Below are 14,587 nucleotides of genomic sequence, written 5' to 3' on the forward strand. Positions count from 1 at the left end.
GTGATGAACGGGCTTGCTTTCCGAGCATTAAAGGCCTTTTAATCTTTGATAAATTTCAGCAAATTTTGACCGCTTGTCTTGGTATTCGGCAAACTTACTGCAATTCGGCTGGTAAACCGCTTCAAGCGGTAACGGCTGACAGAAATTAGCAATATCTTCATTCGGATTTAAGGCAATCTGCGCCAGTTTCGCTGCTCCTAAAGCCGGACCGACATCACCGCCGGTACGATATTCAAAGGTTCTGCCGGTAATATCCGCTAATAATTGGCGCCAATAAGCACTTTTCGCTCCGCCACCGATCAGGGCGATATTATCCGCTTTCACACCGGTTTCATGTAACACGTCTATACCGTCCGCTAATGCAAAACTGACCCCTTCTACTGCGGCTCTTGCCATGGTAATCGGGTTATCGTTATGGGTTAAGCCCCAGAATACACCTTTTGCATAAGGGTCATTATGCGGTGTACGTTCGCCGGATAAATAAGGAAGGAAAATCGCATCGCTCGCTTGGTTGCAGTTTTCGACTTGTTGGAATAAGGTTTTAATATCGCTAATACCGGTGACTTTTTGGGCAAAATCGACCGCTGATGCGGCACTGAGCATGACCGACATCAAGTGCCAACGATCCGGTAACGCATGGCAGAAACTGTGTACCGCTTTTTGCGGATTGGCACTGAATTTATCGGTTACCACAAAATACACACCCGACGTACCGAGTGATAACATCGCTTGTCCGGATTGGTAAAGCCCGATACCGATGGCTCCGGCGGCATTATCACCGCCACCGGCAATTACCGGAACGGTATTTAATTTCCAGCTTTTTGCCAATTCAGGACGTAAGTAACCGGTAATTTGATTACCTTCAAACAGTTTAGGCATATTGCTAACGTCAAGTCCGCACGCATTCAGTAACGCCTGATTCCAATCTCTTTTACCGACATCCAACCACATTGTGCCGGAGGCATCCGACATATCGGAGGCATATTCGCCGGTCATACGTAAACGTAAATAATCTTTCGGCAGTAAGACTTTATCCACTTGTTCGGCGATTTGCGGCTGATGCTTATCCACCCATTTTAATTTCGGTGCGGTAAAGCCCGGCATCATCAGATTACCGGTAATCTCACGGCTATTCGGTACTAATGATTCCAATTCGGCACACTCCGCAAAGCTACGACCGTCATTCCACAAAATTGCCGGACTCAATACTTGGTCATGCTTATCCAATAAAGTCGCACCGTGCATTTGACCGGTTAAGCCGATCGCTTTAACGGCGGTTAAATCCTGTTGCTGTGCTAAAGCGAGCATAGCTAAATTGGTTGCGTGCCACCAGTCTTCCGGATTTTGTTCCGACCAAAGCGGATGAGGGCGAGAAATAGGTAAAGATTGATGTGTGGTTGCGATGATTTCTTGAGATTCATTGAGTAAAACGACTTTAACGCCTGATGTGCCTAAATCAATTCCGATATACATAAAGCCTCCTGATACCTTCTTACTCTCTCCCGCTTGCGGGAGAGAGACAGTCGAAGGATTCGTTCAGAATCCGCAGACAGAGAGAGGGAAAAGATGTTAATTTCCCCTCTCCCTCCAAAAATCCTACGGATTTTCTCCTCCCTCTCCCGTAAAGGGAGAGGGTAAGCTCTGAATTAACGATAAATATAATTATTCACTAAATTTTCTAAGTATTCTTGCTGACCTGAAACCGGTTTCGGATCAAGCGCTTTGCTTTCAACGATTTTCGCTAAATCTTCAAGGCTTGCTTTACCGGCAAGAATTTGCTGACCTAAATCGCCGTTCCAGCCTGCGTAACGTTGATCAACGATACCTTGTAAGGTTTGGTCTTCAATCATTTTCGCCGCACGTTTTAATGAAAGCGCAAGTACGTCAATCGCACCGATATGGCCGTGGAATAAATCATACGGGTCGGTACTTTGGCGACGGATTTTCGCATCGAAGTTGAAGCCACCGGTAGTAAAGCCGCCTGCTTTTAAGATTTCATACATCACGAGCGTATTTTCTTCTACGCTGTTCGGGAATTGGTCGGTATCCCAACCTAATTGCGGATCACCGCGGTTGGCATCAATCGAACCGAAGATATCCAATGCCGCAGCGGTTGCGATTTCGTGTTGGAAAGTATGACCGGCTAAGGTTGCGTGGTTTGCTTCAATGTTCACTTTGATTTCTTTTTCTAAGCCGAATTGTTTTAAGAAGCCGTAAACGGTTGCTACGTCATAGTCATATTGGTGTTTAGTCGGTTCTTGCGGTTTCGGTTCGATTAATAACGTACCGTTAAAGCCGATTTTATGTTTATGTTCCACCACCATTTGCATAAAGCGACCGATTTGTTCACGTTCACGTTTTAAATCGGTATTTAATAAGGTTTCATAACCTTCACGACCGCCCCATAACACATAGTTTTCGCCGCCTAAGCGTTTGGTTGCATTCATTGCGTTAAATACTTGCGATGCCGCCCAAGAGAATACTTCCGGATTCGGATTGGTCGATGCGCCGGACATATAACGAGGGTTGGTAAAGCAGTTTGCCGTACCCCATAATAATTTTACACCGGTTTCCGCTTGTTTTTTCTCAAGAATATCCACCATAGAGTGGAAATTATGTACGTATTCTTTATATGAATTGCCTTCCGGCGCAATATCCACATCGTGGAAGCAATAGTAAGGAATCCCTAATTTTTGGAAGAATTCAAAGGCGATTTCCGCTTTTTGTTTTGCGCCTTCAAGCAAATCGCCCGTTTTTTGCCAACTACGATCTAAAGAACCTACGCCGAACATATCATTCCCCGTCCAGCAGAAAGTATGCCAATAACATACCGCTAAACGTAAATGCTCCGCCATGGTTTTGCCTAAAATCACTTCGTTCGGATTGTAATGTTTAAAAGCAAAAGGATTGGTTGAGTCAGCACCTTCATATTTTACTTTTTCAATTTTATCGAAATAGTTAGACATAATTAATTCTCCTGTGAATCAATGGATTTTGAAAACGAGAGCATAATGATGAAAATTAAAACACGGTTCAATTATGTTATTTAGTTTTTCGGTTTTGATTATTAGTTATTGTGGCAGGGATCACAAAAGCGAAAAAACGTAATAGCGTTAAAATATTTTGTAATTGCCGTGAAAAATTATCCACCGCAAACTATCGCCAGAGCAATCGTACTTATGCTCAAACTTTGTTAAACCAACCCTATGAGGTGTCATTATGAAAATGAAAAGTCTGATTTTATCTATCGCTGCGGCATTAACCGTAATGTCAGGTTCAGCGTTAGCTAAAGATTTAACCATCGGTATGTCCATTGATGATTTACGTTTAGAAAGATGGCAAAAAGACCGTGATATTTTTGTGAAAAAAGCGGAGGCTTTAGGGGCGAAAGTATTAGTTCAATCAGCGAATGGCGATGATGCGGCACAAGTTTCACAAATTGAAAATATGTTGAATAAAAACGTAGACGTATTAGTGATTATTCCGCATAACGGTGATGTATTAAGTAACGTAATTTCCGAAGCGAAAAAAGAAGGCGTAAAAGTGTTAGCTTACGACCGTTTAATCAACAATGCGGATTTGGATTTCTACGTATCGTTTGATAATGAAAAAGTCGGTGAGTTACAAGCGCAAAGTATCGTTGAGAAAAAACCAGAAGGTAATTATTTCTTAATGGGCGGTTCGCCGGTGGATAACAATGCGAAACTATTCCGTAAAGGTCAAATGAAAGTATTACAACCGCATATTGACAGCGGCAAAATCAAAGTGGTGGGCGACCAATGGGTTGATTCTTGGTTAGCTGAAAAAGCACTACAAATTATGGAAAACGCCTTAACTGCGAATAAAAATAATATTGATGCGGTTGTCGCTTCAAACGATGCGACCGCAGGCGGTGCAATTCAAGCGTTAAGCGCACAAGGTTTAGCGGGTAAAGTGGCGATTTCCGGTCAAGATGCGGACATTTCTGCAATTAAACGTATCGTAGAAGGTACGCAAACCATGACGGTATATAAACCGATTACCAATTTAGCGGACAAAGCCGCTTCGATTGCGGTTAGCTTAGGTAAAGGCGAAACTTTAGAATCTAACGCAAAATTGAACAACGGCGTAAAAGAAGTTGATGCTTACTTATTAGATCCGATTATTGTAACCAAAGACAATATTGACAGTACCGTGATTAAAGATGGATTCCACACGAAAGAAGCGGTTTATAAATAATCTATCTTAATCTTTAAAGTGCGGTTTATCACGACCGCACTTTATCTAACGGAGGTTTTCATTATGGCTCAATTGTTAGAAATGAAAAATATTACTAAGAAATTCGGCGATGTTACGGCATTAAATAACATTTCGATTTCTTTGGAAACCGGTGAAATATTGTCTTTGTGCGGTGAGAACGGCTCGGGAAAATCCACTTTGATGAAAGTCTTATGCGGTATTTATCCTTACGGCGATTATTCCGGTGAGATCTACTTTGCCGGTGAAAAACTCACGGCGAAAAATATTAAAGAAACGGAAGAAAAAGGCATTTCGATTATTCACCAAGAATTAACCTTAGTGAAAAATATGTCGGTACTCGAGAATATGTTTCTCGGTAATGAGATGACAAACTCAGGTATCACGAACGATAACGAAATGTACCTGCGTTGTAAAACCATTCTGCAACAAGTGCAGTTAGATATTGATCCGAATACTAAAGTAGGTGAACTCGGCTTAGGACAACAACAATTAGTTGAGATTGCAAAAGCGTTAAATAAACAAGTTCGTTTACTAATTTTAGATGAACCGAGTGCTTCTTTAACCGAAAAAGAAACGGCGATTCTTTTAAACTTAGTGAAAGATCTCAAAGCGCATAACATCGCTTGTGTTTATATTTCGCATAAATTAAATGAAGTAAAAGAAATTTCAGACAAAATTTGTGTCATTCGAGACGGCGAACATATCGGGACTCGTTCCGCTCAAGGAATGAGTGAGGATGACATTATCACTATGATGGTAGGGCGTGAAATTACTTCGCTTTATCCGCATGAACCTCATGATATCGGTGAAGAAATTCTTCGAGTGGAAAATATTTCCGCTTGGCATCCGGTCAATACGCATATTAAAAGAGTAAATAACGCCAGCTTTAAATTACACAAAGGCGAAATCCTCGGCGTAGCCGGTTTGGTCGGTTCCGGACGTACTGAAATGGCGCAATGTATCTTCGGTTCGTATCAAGGAAAATATGAAGGAAATATTTTTATTGAGAATCAACAGGTACGTATTAAAAATTGTGCGCAGGCGATTGAAAATAATATCGTAATGGTACCGGAAGATCGTAAAAAACACGGCATTATTCCGATTATGGGTGTGGGAAAAAATATTACTTTATCTTCGCTTCCTCAATTCTGTTTCGGCAAAAACGTAATTAACGAAGCACTTGAAGAAACCGTCATTAATCAATCAATTCAAAAATTAAAAGTAAAAACCTCTTCACCCGAATTAGCCATCGGTCGATTAAGCGGCGGTAACCAACAGAAAGCGATTCTTGCAAAATGCTTATTATTGAAGCCTAGAATTTTGATTTTGGACGAACCTACTCGTGGTATCGACGTAGGGGCTAAATACGAAATTTATAAACTGATCAATCAGTTAGCGCAAGAAGGAATGGCGGTCATCGTGATTTCTTCCGAATTGCCCGAAGTATTAGGCATTAGCGATAGAGTTCTGGTCATGCACCAAGGACAAATTAAAGCAGACTTAATTAACGATAATTTGACGCAAGAGCAAGTTATGGAAGCCGCACTCAAGGAGTAACCTATGTTGAAGCTAAAATCTGTCAATTTACAAGTTTATATTATGCTCATTGCTATTGTTGTGATTATGAGCTTTTTCTCGGTAGCAACCGACGGTGCCTATTTAAGCGCACGTAATATTTCAAACTTATTACGCCAAACCTCCATTACGGGGATTTTAGCGATTGGGATGGTGTTTGTGATTATCTCGGCGGAAATTGACCTATCGGTCGGTTCATTAATGGGGTTATTAGGCGGATTCGCCGCTATCGCCGACGTTTGGTGGGGCTGGCCTTTACCGCTTACTATTGCGGTAACACTTGTGCTAGGTACATTATTAGGTGCTTGGAACGGTTGGTGGGTCTCTTATCGTAAAGTACCGTCCTTTATCGTCACTTTAGCGGGGATGTTAGCCTTCCGCGGTATTTTAATCGGCTTAACCAACGGTACGACCGTTTCACCGATTAGTAATGATATGACCGCTATCGGTCAAGGCTATATTCCGGATGTTACCGGTATGATTCTCGGTTTAGTGGCGGTATTCTGTTTCGTTACTTGGGGGACTTATCAACGTAAAGCGCGTAAAAACTTAAACTTGAATGTGCCTGATGCGACAAAAGACATTATGAAATATGGCTTATTTGCTATCTGTGTCTTAGGTGCGATTTACTTATTGAACGATTATCGCGGTATCCCGTTCCCTGTACTGGTATTAGCGATTTTAACCGTGGTCGGTATGTTTATCGCACGTAAAACCGCATTTGGTCGCCATATTTATGCCATCGGCGGTAATATTGAGGCGGCAAGACTTTCAGGGATTAACGTTGAAAAAGTAAAATTAACCATTTTCGCAATCAACGGTTTTATGGTAGCGATTGCCGGTTTAATCCTTAGTGCGCGTTTAGGTGCGGGGGCGCCGTCTGCAGGTCAAAATGCGGAGCTGGATGCGATTGCGGCTTGTGTCATCGGCGGGGTAAGTTTAGCCGGCGGTATCGGTAGCGTATATGGCGTTATTATCGGTGCCTTTATTATCGCTTTACTTGATAACGGTATGAGTATGTTAGACGTGCCGACTTTCTGGCAATATATCGTAAAAGGTGCGATTCTATTATTAGCGGTTTGGGTCGATACCATGAGTAAGAAAAAAATGTAATCCTCATTCCGACGATTAATTCTTTAGCAAGCACTCAATATTCTTAGGAAATATTGAGTGCTTTTTTCATAACTACGCAAAATGTGGTATGTTAGCACGACCGTCTAACTACGTAATGATATTTATGGAAAAAAAATCTTTTCGTATCGCTTTATGTTTTAATGCGAATAAAGTTTACGACCGCCAAGTGATTGAGGGAATCGGGCAATATATCCAAGCCTCTCAATGTATTTGGAATATTTTTATGCAGGACGATTTCACCTATCGTAAACAAGATCTGGAAGGTCTGTTAATTGATGGCATTATTGCCGATTTTGACGATCCCGAAACCGCGGCATTGCTAAGTGATATGAATATTCCGGTGATTGCAGTCGGCGGTTCCTATCAAAATCCGGATTATTATCCGCACATTCCGTATGTTGCCACCGATAATTACGCTTTGGTGGAAACGGCGTTGTTACATCTCAAACAAAAAGGCATTAATCGGTTTGCGTTTTACGGTATCCCGAGCGATGAACAGAAACATTGGTCGGTGGAACGTAAAAATGCGTTCATCGATTTGATGGAAAAGTACGAACATCAAACCAATATCTATTTAGGGCATCAAGTCAATGCGCAAAATTGGTTGGAAGCGCAATCCGCATTAAGCGAATGGTTAGCCTCGTTACCGGCGCAAACCGGTATTATTGCGGTAACCGACGCCAGAGCCAGACATTTACTACAAGCCTGTGAATATCTGAATATCGCCGTGCCGGAACAAATTTCCGTGATTGGTATTGATAACGAAGAGCTGATTCAACATTTATCGCGCGTTTCGCTTTCGTCTGTGATGCAAGGTACAAAGCAAATCGGTTACCAAGCGGCAAAAATGTTGCACCATTTATTCGAAGGCAAAAAATTGAGTCATTCTCCCGTATTGATTCCGCCGTTACGCGTGGAGCAACGCCGTTCCACCGATTTCCAAGCGTTCCAAGATCCGTTTGTGATTCAAGCGATGCACTATATTCATCATAATGCCTGTAAAGGAATTAAAACCGAACAAGTTCTCGATCATTTAAGGATTTCGCGTTCCAATTTAGAACAACGTTTTAAGCACGAATTGAATAAGACGATTCATCAGGTAATTCATGAGGAAAAACTGAATCGTGCAAAATATATGCTACAATTTACTGATATTTCGATCCAAGAAATTTCGGAAATTTGCGGTTACCCTTCTTTACCCTATTTCTATTCGGTATTTAAAAAAGAATATGAGGATACCCCGAAAGCATTTAGACAATCCCATCACAAAATTTTAGTTGAGTAAGGTTATGGCAAAAAAATTTTTATTGAGTCTGGCAACCCTTTCGCTCGGGTTAGCCGGCTGTAGTACTACCGGTTATCAATCTACTTTAACGGAAGGTGTCGATAACACCGTTGCGCCGCAACAAGATTTTTATCGTTTTGTAAACGGAAAATGGCTTGCAAAAGCACAAATTCCGGCGGACAGAACTTCTTGGGGAACGTTAGCGGAATTAAACGAATTGAATGAACAACGTTCGATTAAATTCTTACAAGTTCTTACAAGCGGTCATTTCCGAGCCGAAATTTGCAAATGATGCGAAAGCTCAACGTTTAAAAGCGGTATATGAAACCTATACGGACTTAAATGCACGTGAGCAAGCAGGACTTACCCCGATTGCAAAAGATATTGAGAAAATCAAACGGCTCAATACCTTTGCCGATTTAACACGCTATTTGATTGAAGAAACCAAAGCGGGTAACGAAGTGTTATTCGGTTGGTCGGTATTCGCTCACTTAAAAAATTCCCGTCAAAATGCGGTTTATTTGAGTAACGTCGATCTAGGATTAAGTAACGATTATTTCCAAAAAGATACGGCGGAAAATCGTGCCATCTTGAAACTCTATCAAGATTATATCGCACAGATTTTAGGTTATGCCAAAGTCAGCAATCCGGCGGCAAAAGCGAAAGCGATTGTCGCTTATGAAAAAGCGATTGCAAAAACGCTGTTTACCAATGAAGAAGATCGTGATGTCCAAAAACGTTATAATCCGACCAATATGGCACAGCTTAATAAGCTGAGTAAAAACATTGAGTTAGCTCAGTATTTAAAAGCGGTTGGCGTGGAAACCGATGAGGTAATTTTATATGAACCTCGTTATTTCCAAGCATTGGATCAGCTTATCAATCCGCAAAACTTAGCGGTAATTAAAGACTACTTATTATTCCGTACCTTATCGGATAACGCCCCTTACTTAAACAAAGAAATGGATGATGTTCGTTTTGAGTTTTACGGCAAAAAATTAGTAGGTCAGAAACAACAACGTCCGTTAGAAAAACGTGCGTTAGCCACGATAAATAGCTGGCTCGGACAAGAATTTGCACAGTTTTATGTGGCGGAATTCTTCCCGCAATCGGCAAAAAACGATGTGCTGGAAATGGCGCAATATTTAGTTAAAGCCTATCATCATCGTATTGATAACTTAGCCTGGATGTCGGCGGAAACCAAACAAAAAGCAAAAGCCAAATTAGATAAGTTTATTGTCGAAGTCGGTTATCCGAACAAATGGCGAGATTACAGTAATCTAACCCTTAAAACCGTAGCGCAAGGCGGTACGCTCTACGCCAATATGCAACAAATTGCCAAATGGAGCTACGACTACAATCTTGCCAAAGTCGGCAAACCGGTCGATTTAAATGAATGGGGAATGCTGCCGCAAGTGGTAAACGCTTCCTACAGCCCGTTAATGAACCGTATTGTGTTCCCGGCTGGTATTTTACAAGCACCGCTTTATAGCCAACAGGCGGATCCGGCGGTCAATTTCGGGGCGATCGGGGCGATTATCGGCCACGAAATCACCCACGGTTTTGACGATAGCGGTTCAAAATTTGATGGAGAAGGTAATCTCAAAGATTGGTGGACGGCGGACGACCGCAAAAAATTTGAAGCCTTAGCAGATAAATTGGTCGCTCAATTCGATAAATTTGAAGTCGCACCGAAAGTCTTTGTAAACGGGCGTTTCACCTTGGGTGAAAACATTGCTGATTTAGGCGGTTTAAGTATCGCTTATGATGCGCTGAAACTGTACGAGCAAGATCACGGTATCAGCCCGACGATTAAAAATTTCACCGGCGATCAACGTTTCTTTATGAGCTGGACACGTTCGTGGCGCCATAAAGCGACCGTGCAAGCGCTTACTCACCAAGTGAAAAGCGATCCGCACGCACCGGGTCAATTTCGTGCTTATGCGCCGGTACTGAATATCAGCGGCTTCCACCGTGCGTTCGGCACTAAAGCCGGCGATAAAATGTATCGTAATGAAGCGGAACGCATTCGTATTTGGTAATTGCAAGCGGTCGGATTTCAGCAAAATTTTGCAAAAAATCGGTGAAATTCGACCGCTTAATTTAAGGGAATTTTATGGCTTTACAACGTTGCCCCGAATGTCGGCGTAGAATCAGCGAGAGTGTTATCGCTTGTCCGCATTGCGGCTTTTCATTTAAAGAAGCGGACTTAGCCGTTTATCGTGAGAAACTGGAACAGCGCCGCTTACATAATCAGGCATTGAATCGTCAGAATGTCAAAGTACAACTTTTCTGGCTGGGTGTATTTACGTTAGTCATTGTAGTCGCTTCTTTGCTTAACTAAAAAGAAAGGCATAGGTTGGAAACCTATACCTTTTTACGATTCGGTTGGTTAAGAATCACTGTTACTGATTACGATTTTTTACCGAAACGATTGCCGATTAAGAAAGCGATTAAACCGATCACTAACGACGGTACAATTGCATGGAAACTAAAGATACTGATTTTAAAGCTAGTGAAAATCACATAACTTGTTAAGCCTGCCAACATCGAGCTAATCGCACCGGCTGCATTCGCATTTTTCCAGTAAAGCCCTAATACGATGACCCATAAGAATGTCGCTTCTAAGCCGCCGAGCGAAAGTAAGTTAAGCCAAATTAACATATCCGGCGGATTTAACGCCGCAAACACTAATAACACCGCAAAAGTAAGCGTGGTCATGGTTGAGAAGCGTTTTAACTTAGCTTCGTTATTGATTGCTTCCGGCTTCACTGCTAAATATAAATCTTTGATTAGGGTGGAAGACGATTGAATTAATAACGAGTCAATCGACGACATAATCGCCGCCATCGGTGCCGCCAAGAAAATACCGGCAACCAGCGGCGGTAGTACCTGAATCATTAGGGTCGGGATGACCTGATCCGGAATTTTTAAATCGGGAATGACCGCACGTCCAAGCACACCGGCAAGGTGCATACCGAACATCAGCAACGATACCACTAACGTACCGATAACGAGCGCTTTATGTAAAGAAGCGCTGTCTTTATACGCCATACTGCGTACCGCAAGTTGCGGTAAACCGATTAAACCGAAGCAGACCAATACCCAGAACGAAGTCATAAAGGTAAAATCCAGCGGACGTTCGTCAATGCCGTACGGCTCGATTAATTGCGGATTAATGCTTTCCAACGTATTTACCGCATTCTCTACACCGCCGGCGGCATAAATTACGCCGCCCAACAATAACGATGTACCGACTAGCATCACTAACCCTTGAATCGTATCGGTCAGCACTACCGCACGGAAACCGCCGATAAAAGTATAAATTCCGACCGTGACCGCAAAAATAATTACTGCAGTTTGATACGGTACGCCTAAGGTGGTTTCCAGTAAGCGACCGGCACCGATAAACTGTACCGTCATCATCGCAAAGAATGAAAGCAACAAGGCAAAGCCGGAAATCCACACCACGAATTTATTTTGATAACGAGCCAATAATAAATCGTTGATGGTTACCGCATTATATTGGCGGGCGAGTAAGGCGAATTTTTTACCCAACGCCCCTAACGCCAGCAATACCGCCGGTACTTGAATCATCGCGAGTAACACCCAGCCTAATCCGTATTTATAAGCCGCGCCCGGACCGCCGATAAACGAACTCGCCCCGACATAAGTCGCGGCGGTGGTCATCGCCAACACAAAACCGGACATTGAGCGACTGCCTACGTAATATTCGGATAAAAAGCTACCGCCTTGGCGTTTACGATAAGCATAAAAAGCGACACCGAACACAAAGCATAAATAAGCGATTAACGGCAATAACATCTCTTTATTCATTGCTATGTTCCTTATTTAAATCAATGTCTTGATAAACTTTTTTGACCGTCCAATACACGACGGCGGTAAAACCGAGCGGCAGAGTGATGCAAGCAAGTTCAAACCAAATCGGAAAGCCGAAAATGCCTCGTCCTGCCGGTGAGAAATAGGCGAAAGCTATCCAACCGAATAAATAAACTAAAGCAAGCCAGAGCGCCCAACGAGCTTCTTTCGCGAGTTGTTGATAATTCATAAGACTCCTTTTCCATTGTAAGAAAGCCTCAAAAAAATGAGGCTCTTTAATTATCAATATTGCCAGTTATCAGGGTCGATACCCAATTCGCGCATTTTCGCTTTAGCCTCTTCCGGAATCTCATCGCTGCGTTCTTTCATCAGATCGTCATCCGTCGGCAACGGCTGTCCGGTAAAGGCATGCAAAAAGGCTTCGCATAGTAATTCGCTATTGGTCGCATGACGCAGGTTTTTGATCTGACGTCGAGTGCGTTCGTTGGTTAAAATTTCTAATACTTTAATCGGGATCGAAACCGTGATCTTTTTTACCTGCTCACTTTTTTTGCCGTGTTCGGCATACGGGCTAATATATTCCCCACTCCAATCTGCCATCGTTAAAATCCTGCGTTATATAAAAAATTGTAGGTATTGTAATCAAAACGATAGACTCTCGCAATCTAGACGTCTAGATTTCTATCTGCAATTTTAGTGAGGTTTTCTTTGTGTTTTAGTCTGAGTTGGTTAAAATGTGACAATGATTTCTTTAAAAAGGCAAGATAGCATGAAATTAAAACAATTCAGTTTAGTAGCGGGCGTCCTGCTATTAACCGCGTGTTCGTCGTCAATCGATCCGGCTTCTGGCGAACGTAAGGATCCGTTGGAAGGTTTTAACCGAGCAATGTGGAAAGTTAATTACGATTATATTGATACTTACGCGCTTAAACCGGTGGCAAAAGGCTGGCGCGATTATGTACCGAGCCCGATTAAAACCGGTTTAACCAATGTGGCGAATAACCTTGACGAACCGGCAAGTTTTGTAAACCGCTTGTTGGAAGGCGAAGGTAAAAAGGCAATGATCCATTTTAACCGTTTCTGGATTAACTCGATTTTCGGTCTAGGCGGTTTAATTGACTGGGCAAGCCAAACGAAAGATTTAAAATTAGATAACGGTAATCGTGAATTCGGTCATACGCTGGGCAGTTATAGTGTGCCGACCGGCGCTTATATTATGCTGCCGGGTTACGGTGCGACCACACCTCGACAAGCGGTCGGAAAAGCGGCGGATTCCGCCTATCCCGTTCTATCAATGCTAACTATGCCGTGGACGGTGGCGAAATTTGCGGTACAAGGTGTGGACAGTCGAGCGAAACTGCTTGATCAAGACCCGTTATTACAACAGTCCGCCGATCCGTATGTGACTTTCCGCGAGGCGTATTTCCAAAACCTCGAATTTAAAGTGAGTGACGGTAAAGCGGCGGAAGAAAGCGGTCAAGAACAGCTTTCCGAAGAAGAATTAAAAGATATTGATTAATATCAAGCGGTCAAATTTGCAAAAAAAGTTGTAAATTTGACCGCTTGCTTTTGGATAGGGTAAAGGAGCAGAACATGAAAACCGAATTTATTCGTCAAATCAGCCAAGGTATCAGCCTCGAGAAATGTCATGAATTATATGTGATTCGTGTTGATCACAAATTAGGATCAGCAGTGGTTGCCTTACAAGGCGCACAATTATTAAGTTGGCAACCGGCGGCAGCAAAGCAAGACGTATTATGGCTTTCGGAGATTGAGCCGTTCCAAAAAGGCAATGCGATTCGCGGCGGCGTGCCGATTTGCTATCCGTGGTTCGGTTCGGTAAAAAGTCCGTCACACGGCACGGCTCGCATTCGTGAGTGGTCACTCAGCCATTATGAAACGGATGAGGAATATGCTTATTTAGAATTTTCGCTCTATAACGAACAAAATATTATCGAAGCGAAAATTGAAATGGCGTTTAGCCAAGAATGTCATTTGATTTTCACTCACTATGCCGAGCAAGAAGCGCAGGCGGCATTGCATAGCTATTTCAATGTGGCGGATATTGAGCAAACCGAAGTGAAAGGCTTACCGCACGAATGCTTTGATTCATTAACCAAACAATTTGTACAAGTGCCTTCGCCGCGTAAAATTAACGAAAATGTCGATTGTATTTATAGTGCGGAGCAGGCTATTAATCGCATTGAAGATATAGCGAATCAACGCACGATTCAAATTGAGCACATTGATGCGAGCGACGTCGTGTTATGGAATCCGTGGCACAAAGCGACAAGTGCGATGAGTGAAACCGGCTATAAAACGATGTTATGTGTAGAAACCGCCCGTATCAATCGAACATTGCAGCAGGGCGATAGTTTTGAAGTGATCTTTAAATTAGTTTAGTATCTATAGACTATAATTTAACTGGCGGTAAGGGAAACCTTACCGTTTTGTTTTGAACTTTTTTCCGTAAAACCAGCTCGGAATGATTAAAATTAATGAAAAATAGGAATA

At 42.5% G+C, this 14,587-nt stretch carries 12 protein-coding genes and 1 pseudogene; 8 read left to right on the forward strand and 5 right to left on the reverse strand.

Going from position 1 to position 14,587, the window contains the following annotated elements; translation table 11 throughout:
- Positions 1-27: 27 nt before the first annotated feature.
- Together xylB and xylA are read right to left on the reverse strand one after the other, a co-directional pair.
- Entirely contained in the window at positions 28-1,473 is a 1,446-nt protein-coding gene (gene xylB, locus DY200_RS09930; RefSeq protein WP_115587856.1) for a xylulokinase, read from the reverse strand.
- Between the two features lie 173 nt (positions 1,474-1,646).
- Positions 1,647-2,966 carry a xylose isomerase gene (gene xylA, locus DY200_RS09935; RefSeq protein ID WP_115587857.1) on the reverse strand — a complete coding sequence of 440 codons (1,320 nt, stop codon included), beginning with the start codon at positions 2,964-2,966 and terminating at the stop codon, positions 1,647-1,649.
- Positions 2,967-3,219: 253 nt separating this feature from the next.
- Between xylA and xylF the strand changes: the two genes are divergently transcribed.
- The 6 genes and pseudogenes from xylF to DY200_RS09965 all read left to right on the forward strand — a co-directional run bounded on the left by xylF (position 3,220) and on the right by DY200_RS09965 (position 10,577).
- Positions 3,220-4,218 carry a D-xylose ABC transporter substrate-binding protein gene (gene xylF / locus DY200_RS09940; protein ID WP_005602797.1) on the forward strand — a complete coding sequence of 333 codons (999 nt, stop codon included), beginning with the start codon at positions 3,220-3,222 and terminating at the stop codon, positions 4,216-4,218.
- Between the two features lie 63 nt (positions 4,219-4,281).
- A complete protein-coding gene (gene xylG / locus DY200_RS09945; RefSeq protein WP_115587858.1) occupies positions 4,282-5,796 on the forward strand; it encodes a D-xylose ABC transporter ATP-binding protein in 1,515 nt (504 codons plus the stop codon).
- Between the two features lie 3 nt (positions 5,797-5,799).
- Entirely contained in the window at positions 5,800-6,927 is a 1,128-nt protein-coding gene (locus tag DY200_RS09950) for a sugar ABC transporter permease (protein WP_005606005.1), read from the forward strand.
- A gap of 124 nt (positions 6,928-7,051) precedes the next feature.
- On the forward strand, positions 7,052-8,233 hold the full coding sequence (locus tag DY200_RS09955) for a XylR family transcriptional regulator (protein WP_115587859.1): 1,182 nt from the start codon (positions 7,052-7,054) through the stop codon (positions 8,231-8,233).
- Between the two features lie 4 nt (positions 8,234-8,237).
- A pseudogene (locus tag DY200_RS09960) lies at positions 8,238-10,275 on the forward strand (M13 family metallopeptidase).
- A 74-nt stretch (positions 10,276-10,349) separates the two neighbouring features.
- Complete coding sequence (locus DY200_RS09965; protein ID WP_005606013.1) at positions 10,350-10,577, forward strand: zinc ribbon domain-containing protein; 228 nt, start codon at positions 10,350-10,352, stop codon at positions 10,575-10,577.
- Positions 10,578-10,645: 68 nt separating this feature from the next.
- On the opposite strand, the gene panF is transcribed toward DY200_RS09965, so the two are convergent.
- The 3 genes from panF to metJ are packed head-to-tail and all read right to left on the reverse strand — an operon-like array spanning position 10,646 to position 12,673.
- Positions 10,646-12,070 carry a sodium/pantothenate symporter gene (panF, locus tag DY200_RS09970; protein ID WP_115587860.1) on the reverse strand — a complete coding sequence of 475 codons (1,425 nt, stop codon included), beginning with the start codon at positions 12,068-12,070 and terminating at the stop codon, positions 10,646-10,648.
- Positions 12,063-12,302, reverse strand: coding sequence for a YhdT family protein (locus tag DY200_RS09975; protein ID WP_115587861.1), 240 nt, complete (start codon positions 12,300-12,302; stop codon positions 12,063-12,065). The genes panF and DY200_RS09975 overlap by 8 nt, the downstream gene beginning before the upstream one ends.
- A gap of 53 nt (positions 12,303-12,355) precedes the next feature.
- A complete protein-coding gene (metJ, locus tag DY200_RS09980; RefSeq protein WP_005599655.1) occupies positions 12,356-12,673 on the reverse strand; it encodes a met regulon transcriptional regulator MetJ in 318 nt (105 codons plus the stop codon).
- A gap of 169 nt (positions 12,674-12,842) precedes the next feature.
- Between metJ and DY200_RS09985 the strand changes: the two genes are divergently transcribed.
- Positions 12,843-13,592: an MlaA family lipoprotein gene (locus DY200_RS09985; RefSeq protein WP_115587862.1), complete on the forward strand. Its 750-nt coding sequence runs from the start codon at positions 12,843-12,845 to the stop codon at positions 13,590-13,592.
- A gap of 74 nt (positions 13,593-13,666) precedes the next feature.
- Positions 13,667-14,476, forward strand: coding sequence for a D-hexose-6-phosphate mutarotase (locus tag DY200_RS09990; RefSeq protein ID WP_115587863.1), 810 nt, complete (start codon positions 13,667-13,669; stop codon positions 14,474-14,476).
- Positions 14,477-14,587 lie beyond the last annotated feature (111 nt).

Origin of the sequence: Actinobacillus lignieresii (assembly GCF_900444945.1) — a bacterium.
Classification (GTDB): domain Bacteria; phylum Pseudomonadota; class Gammaproteobacteria; order Enterobacterales; family Pasteurellaceae; genus Actinobacillus; species Actinobacillus lignieresii.

Coding starts and splice junctions, on each gene's coding strand:
- xylB (WP_115587856.1), bottom strand. CDS start 1,473: ATGTATATCGGAATTGATTTAGGCACATCAGGCGTTAAAGTCGTTTTA.
- xylA (WP_115587857.1), bottom strand. CDS start 2,966: ATGTCTAACTATTTCGATAAAATTGAAAAAGTAAAATATGAAGGTGCT.
- xylF (WP_005602797.1), top strand. CDS start 3,220: ATGAAAATGAAAAGTCTGATTTTATCTATCGCTGCGGCATTAACCGTA.
- xylG (WP_115587858.1), top strand. CDS start 4,282: ATGGCTCAATTGTTAGAAATGAAAAATATTACTAAGAAATTCGGCGAT.
- DY200_RS09950 (WP_005606005.1), top strand. CDS start 5,800: ATGTTGAAGCTAAAATCTGTCAATTTACAAGTTTATATTATGCTCATT.
- DY200_RS09955 (WP_115587859.1), top strand. CDS start 7,052: ATGGAAAAAAAATCTTTTCGTATCGCTTTATGTTTTAATGCGAATAAA.
- DY200_RS09965 (WP_005606013.1), top strand. CDS start 10,350: ATGGCTTTACAACGTTGCCCCGAATGTCGGCGTAGAATCAGCGAGAGT.
- panF (WP_115587860.1), bottom strand. CDS start 12,070: ATGAATAAAGAGATGTTATTGCCGTTAATCGCTTATTTATGCTTTGTG.
- DY200_RS09975 (WP_115587861.1), bottom strand. CDS start 12,302: ATGAATTATCAACAACTCGCGAAAGAAGCTCGTTGGGCGCTCTGGCTT.
- metJ (WP_005599655.1), bottom strand. CDS start 12,673: ATGGCAGATTGGAGTGGGGAATATATTAGCCCGTATGCCGAACACGGC.
- DY200_RS09985 (WP_115587862.1), top strand. CDS start 12,843: ATGAAATTAAAACAATTCAGTTTAGTAGCGGGCGTCCTGCTATTAACC.
- DY200_RS09990 (WP_115587863.1), top strand. CDS start 13,667: ATGAAAACCGAATTTATTCGTCAAATCAGCCAAGGTATCAGCCTCGAG.